This window comes from Streptomyces sp. 796.1 (assembly GCF_047525675.1).
GTDB lineage: Bacteria > Actinomycetota > Actinomycetes > Streptomycetales > Streptomycetaceae > Streptomyces.
Genome location: NZ_JBLIWA010000003.1, coordinates 232,304 through 238,767, shown reverse-complemented (window position 1 = coordinate 238,767; position 6,464 = coordinate 232,304). Strand labels below are relative to the sequence as shown.

The following is a 6,464-nucleotide window of genomic DNA, read 5'->3' as shown; positions in this document are numbered from 1 at the left end:
GCCCCGGCGTCGGCAGCACCGCCGGGGCGCAGGTGAGGGCGATGTGCACCCGTCGCGCGCCGGAGTGCTTCACCGCGTTGGTGACGGCCTCGCAGACGATGAAGTACGCGACGGTGCGGACCGCGGTCGCGGGCTCGGCCGGCAGCCCGTAATCGAGGCGTACGGGCAGGCCGGAACGCTCGGCGACGGTCTCCAGGGCGGCCCGCAGACCCGCCTCGTCCAGCACCGTGGGGTACACCCGCCAGGCCACCTCGCGCAGTTCGTCCAGGGCCTGCCGGCTCTCCTCGTGGGCCTGGGCGAGCAGGGCCTGGGTGCGCTCGGGGTCCTGGCCGCGGCGGGCCCGCCCGAGCAACATGCCGAGCGCCACCAGCCGCTGCTGCACCCCGTCGTGCAGGTCGCGCTCGATGCGGCGGCGCTCGTCGTGCACGGCGGCCACCACCCCGGCCCGGCTGGTGGCCAGTTCCTCGATCCGCCGGTGCAGGGCGTCCTGCGGGTGGACACCGAGGAAGTACCAGGCCAGCCGCTGCTCCAGGGCGACGACGCCGAACAGGCTCTGGGCGGCGAGGAAGAGCAGGAACAGCCCGCCGATCGCGGAGGAGATCTGGGCCAGCCGGTTGTGGTCCTCGAACATGAACCAGCCCCAGACCAGCAGCGATCCGTACCCGGCGCCGACCAGCACGGAGAACACCACGAGACAGCCGAGCAGCCCCAGCAGCCAGCGCACGGCCAGATAGCCGAGCGCCCGGCTGCCGCCGAAGTCGGAGCCGATCTCGACGCCGAGGAAGTACGCGAGGCGCCGCCGCTCCCACTGCACCAGCCGGCGCGCCCCGCGCGCCACGACGCGCAGCAGCGCCTGCCGGGCCCGCGGCCAGACGAACACGCACAACAGCGCGAGGCCACCCAGCGCCGCGTAGCCGAGGCCGAGCAGGGCCGTGCAGCCGCCGACGGCAAACCCGAGCGACACCCGTAGCCCCTGCCCCACCCATCTCCGCATGCCCCGCACGCTAACCGCCCGCCGCCTGCCGGCGCACTGAGGATTTCCGCAGGTCGAGACTGGGGCGCACGTCAGGTGCGGGGCGGCGCCTACGTGCCAGCCGCCTCACTCCGCACCCCGCCCGCGGCCTCCGTCCCCACCGCGTCCACCGCCTTGCGGAACTGTCGGACGATCTCCTCGCCGGCGGCCACCCCGCGCTGGGCGAGGGCGCTCACGTGCGGGGCCGACCACTGCACCGCGGCCAACTCGCCGTGCCCCGGGCGCCAGCCCTGGTCGGCGGCGAGCAGCAGGTCCGCGTCGAGCAGTGCGTCGCCGGCGCTGAAGACCTGCGGGGCGTCGGTGCGCCGCGCCACCTCGGCGACGGCCGCGCTCTTGGTCAGCGGGCGCGGCACCACGTACAGCTTGCGGCCCTGCAACGAGACGCCCCAGCCGCGCTGGTCGGCCCAGTCCGTCAGCTCCTGCACCCACTCAAGCGGCAGCAGCGACCGCTCCACCACCAGATAGGCGAACAGGTCCTCGGCGACCCGTTCCTTGAGCAGCCACGCCGGGTCGGCGGTGGCCAGCAGATGGGCCCTGACCTCGGCCAGGCCGGCGGACGCCGCGCCCAGCGCGCGGCTGACGGTGCGCTGCCAGTCGGGGTCGGTGCGGCCGTCCACGAGCAGGTGGCCGCCGTTGGCGCAGACCGCGTACCGCGGCGGCGGGCCCGGCAGGTGGATGCGCCCGAACTGCTCCCGGGTGCGGGTGGTGGCGGGCACGAAGTCGGCGACCGTGGCCAGTTCGGCCAGCAGCCCGGCCGCGGTCTCGGTGAGGTACGAGAGCGGCTTGCCCTGGTAGACCTCCACGCACAGCAGCCGCGGCGCCTGCGCGTCGGGCACCTCAAGGTCGAGCGCGGCGGCCGAGTAGATCAGCGTCCGGTCCAGGTCGCTGGCGACCAGCGGCCGGCCGGCCCCGGTGCCGGCGCTGGTGCCGGTCGCGGTGGCGGGGCGCTCCGCCCCGGTGGCGGCGCTCACTGGGCCACCGCCCGACCGTCGGCACCGGTGGCGCCGCGGGTGTAGCGCGGGTGGATCAGCCCCACGCAGGTGTACGGCAGGTCGTCGACCTCTTCCACCGGCACCCCGCGCTGTTCGGCGAGGAGCCGTACGTGATCGAGGTCGGCGCCCGCGCCGCGCTGGGCCAGCACCTTCCACGGCACCCGGCGCAGCAGCACCCGGCTGGTCTCCCCGACACCCGGCTTGACCAGGTTCACGTCGTGGATGCCGTACGCCTCGCTGATCCGCTCGACGGCGGCCCAGCCCTCCCAGGTGGGCGCCCGGTGGCTGCCGACGAACTCCTTGGCGTCGCGGGCCGCGGCGTCCGCGACCTCAGCGAACCGGGCGGCGATGGTGTCCAGGAAGACGCCGGAGAGGTCCACGTCGGCCAGTTCGCGGTAGAACTTGGCGCCGTGGAACTGGCCGGGCCGCACCAGGTCCGCGCGGAGCACGGTGCGCGAGATGAGCCCGGAGACGGTGGAGTTGAGGCAGGCGGACGGGATGAGGAAGTCGTCCCGGGTGCCGTAGGTGCGCACGCAGCCGCCCGGGTCGGCGAGCACGGCGATCCGCGGGTCGAAGCCGCGCGCCCCGCCGGCCTCCTCCGACGCCTCGAACCCCTCGACGGCGGCGGCGAGTTCGCGGGTGATGGCGCCCTTGCCGGTCCAGCCGTCCACGAAGACCACGTCCACCGGGTCGTGATGGGTGGCCAGCCAGCGCAGCGCGGCGGTGTCGATGCCCCGGCCGCGCACGATGGAGATCGCGTAGTGCGGCAGGTCGATGCCGTGCGCGTACTGCGCCCAGCGGCGCATCAGTACGCCGACCGGGGTGCCGGCGCGGGCCAGCGAGACCAGGACGGGGCGCGCGTTCGGCCCGCGGCCCGGGCGCTCGGAGTGTTCGGCGAGCACCGTCTCGGTGACGGCCCCCACCGCCCGGGCGATGCGCGCGGCCGAGGTGTCGAGCGCGGCCCGGAAGAGCTCGTGGTACGCGGCGCTCGGCTGGTACTCGATCGGCAGCGACTCCGCGTAGTGCGCGCCACCGTTCTGCACCGCCTCCTCGCGCTCCTCCACGGGCGCCTCAAGCGGCACGTCGGAGAAGTCCTGCAACAACCACCCCACGTCGTCGGCGGCGTACGAGGAGAAGTCGGGTCCGCGGAGCGGTTCCTGCATGGGTGTGGCCTGTCGGTCGAGCACGCCACGCGGCGTGCGGGTGGTCGGGGGTACGGCTTCGGGGTGCGGGGCACCCGCCTGGGTGGCGGGGGCGGTGGGGGCTGGCGCGTGCGCCACGTCCGTCGCGTCGGCTCCAGCGGCAGCACCGTCCGCGCCCCCCGCCGCGTCGGCCGGTACGTACGACGGCACGACCGCGAGCACCAGCCGCTCCGTCTGCGCCGCCAGTACGTCGATGAGCCCGCCGGGTGCGTGCAGCGCCGGCGTGTCAGCCGTCGAGTCGATGACGGCGACGACGGCGTCGAACCGGCGCGCGGCATCGCTGCCGGGCGCCACGTTGTACGCGAACCGCGGCCCGGGCCCGTCCGCGGGCTCGTCGTGGGCCGGGAAGGTGAGCCGGGTGCGGATCGCATAGCCGGGGTCGTCGAGCGCGAGCACGGGCGAGCGCGTGGTGGTGGAGTACCGCACCTCGGCGACGGGCGGCGCCGCGGGCGCGGCACCGCGCACGACACCGTCCGCAGCCGCGCCGCCGGCATCCGCCACGGCACCACCGCCCGCCGGGGCGCCGCTGACTCCCGCACCGCCGTCGTCGTCCCCGGCTGCCCCGTCGGCCCCGGCGTCGAACTCCGCCTGCAACGCCTCGGCGAGCCGCAGCGGGGCGTACATCAGCTCTTCGAAGCCGAGCACGAGCACCCGCGGGGTCCGCTCCGCCGCGGCCTTGCCCGCGATCCCCAGCGCACCGGCCACCCGGCGGGCCATCCCGGGCAGCGCCGCCTCCAAGATCGCCCGGTGCTCCGGCGTGAAGCCGTGCCGCCCGCCGTCGGGCAGGCCACCGGGCCAGCTGAGGTCCACCCGGTACGCGGCAGGGCGCGGCCCGGCGGGGTCGGGCTCCACCCCCGCCCCCACGGCAGCCGCAGCCGCAGCCGCCTCGTGCTCGGCCACCAGCGCCTGCCCGCGGGCGAGCACGTCGGCGGGGAGCCGTACCGTGCCGGCGGCCAGCGCCACCAGGTCCACCCGGGCGCCGAGCGTGGCGGCGAAGCGGTCCAGCGTCGCGCGGTCGTCCGCCGAGCGCATGTCGACCAGGGCCACCACCACGTAACGGTCCCGCGGGAAGCGCCGGTGCAGCGTCTGGATGGTGTTCAACACCGTACGGCCGGTGGAGAACTCGTCGTCCACCAGCACCAACGGGCCGTCCCCGGCGAGCAGTCCGGGATCTTCCGGCAGCAACAGGTGCGAGGTCGCGTGGCTGTGCTCCTCCTCGAAGCCGCCCACCGGCCGGACCCGCGCGATCGGCCGGCGCGTCGAGTGCAGGTACGGGGCGAGCGCGAGCCCGTCCGCGACGCTGTGGCCGAGGCCGGTCGCCGTCTCCGCGTACCCGAGCACCACGGCGCGTGCCGCGTCCGCGTCCCCGAGCAGCGCGCGTACCCGCTGCCCGAGCCGCACCCCCGCCCCGTAGACGACGGCGGGCCGCTGCGGCACGTGCTTGCCGAGCACGTTGGAGACCAGCAGGTGCGCCCGGCGCGGGTTGCGCCGCAGCGCGAGGCCGAGCAGCTCCCGCAGCCGCTCGTCACCTCCGCCCCGCGCACCGTCGGCGTCCGGCGCACGCCCGGGAGCGCCACCCGGTGCGCCGTCCGGCACCTCGCCGGGCGCGCCCACCGGTGCGTCCTTGAGGCCGACCCCCAGATGGTCCGCGACCCACTGCCCCGACCAGACCACGCGCTGCCCCACTCCCTCGTCACTCATGCCAACACCGTCCCGCATCATCGCCCTCGCTCGCCGCCGTCCGGCACCCGGCCACCACTCCGACCGACCGCCCGTGCGACCGTCCGTCCGACCGCCCGTGCGACCGGACAGCGGCCGGCCCCGGCCCGGCCCCGACGTCCACGGCCACCGTCGCAGCGCCCGTCTCGGTCACCGCACCGTCCACCGCCGCCGCGCTCACCCGGTCGCCGGCAGCCCCGCCGACAGCAGTTCCACGAACCCGACGCCCTCCCGGGCCACCCCGAACACCTCGGCCCGCAGCAGGGTCCGCTCGGCCCAGGCCCGGTGCGGCTTCACCTCGTTCATCTTGTTGGTGTACGCCGAGCGCAGCACGCCGCCGCCCTCACGCTGCGGCTGGAGGATGTCGACCGCGTCGCTGAACTCCTCGTGGCTGACGACCGACAGCGCGTGCACCGGCGCCACGTGCGTCGGGTGGATGCACGTCTTGCCCTGGAGGCCGTTGGCCCGGTCGAGTTCGATCTCGCGCAGCAGCCCGTCCATGTCGTGCTCGATGAGTGCGGTACGCAGCGCCTCCGCCTCGCCGGTGAAGGGACTGCGCCGCAACTGTGGCTTGAACATCCGCTCGTGCGGCTTGAAGTACTCCCACACCGGCCCGGTCACCGTGAACCCGGTGCCGTCCGCGCGGCCGAGCACATTGACCACGTCGGCGATGACGGAGGCGACCAACTGCACGTCGTACGCGGTCATGTCCGGCGCCCGGCGCAGCCCGTACGCCGAGCAGAAGTCGGTCACGCCGAGCCGCAGCGCGAGCACCCGGTCCCGGTACTTGTCGACGGTGCGGGCGATGCCGCCGAGCGTCTCGGCCCGCGTCTCCAGATGCAGCAGCTCCGGCGACTCCAGGACCGGCATCACGTACAGCCGCCGCGCCAGGTCGAGATCACAGGAGGTCAGCGCCTCCAGAAACGGTACGCCTCGCTCTTCGGTGAACTTCGGCAGTACGAATCCGGACAGCCGGCGAACCGCCGGTCCGAGCCGGTGCACCAGGTCCGGGATCTGCTCGGCCGTCCGCACCCGGATGAACAGCAGTGGCAGTTCGGCGCCCGGCACCCGGGTGTCGAGCGCGGCGAAGTGCCGGACCAGGTTCTCCTCGCCCTCGGCCACCTCACTGTCATCGATCGAGTCCTCTAGGCACACCACCATGGAAACCACGCCTCGACCGGCCTGTTTGACGATGGCATCGGCAAGGTTGGGGCGGGTGGCCGGGGTGTAGAGGGTGGCCCCAAGAGCGACCGCGAGCGTGCCGGCGGGTGCGTCCGGAGTGAACTCGGCCGGCTCCCGATGAAAGAGGCCCTGCCGCACTTCCGACGATAGATATCCGAAATGACGCATTTGACTCCCTGAGCTGCCGTAGCCCTCCGACGGCCCGACTGGCCGGAAGCGTGGCCGATAATCGTACGACCGTTGAAGGTCAAGAGTTCCCCAAGCGGGTGAAAGTCCGATAACTCACATGCATACACAGGGTGTACGCGACCCTTCCAGCCTGCCTCGCGGCGCCGT

Annotated in this window: 4 protein-coding genes; all 4 read right to left on the bottom strand. The window is 74.5% G+C overall.

Translation table 11 applies throughout. The annotated features are described in order from the left end of the window. A partial coding sequence (locus ACMA1D_RS03735) for a sensor histidine kinase (RefSeq protein WP_414722400.1) occupies positions 1 to 994 on the bottom strand: 994 nt, incomplete at its 3' end. A gap of 89 nt (positions 995 to 1,083) precedes the next feature. Further along, positions 1,084 to 1,929 (bottom strand): HAD family hydrolase, encoded by an 846-nt coding sequence (locus tag ACMA1D_RS03730; protein ID WP_414722513.1) that lies wholly within the window; start codon positions 1,927 to 1,929, stop codon positions 1,084 to 1,086. Positions 1,930 to 2,000: 71 nt separating this feature from the next. After that, positions 2,001 to 4,928, bottom strand: a complete 2,928-nt coding sequence (locus tag ACMA1D_RS03725) for a phosphoribosyltransferase (protein ID WP_414722399.1) — start codon at positions 4,926 to 4,928, stop codon at positions 2,001 to 2,003. A 195-nt stretch (positions 4,929 to 5,123) separates the two neighbouring features. Continuing rightward, entirely contained in the window at positions 5,124 to 6,296 is a 1,173-nt protein-coding gene (locus ACMA1D_RS03720; RefSeq protein WP_414722398.1) for an HpcH/HpaI aldolase/citrate lyase family protein, read from the bottom strand. Between the last annotated feature and the right edge of the window lie 168 nt (positions 6,297 to 6,464).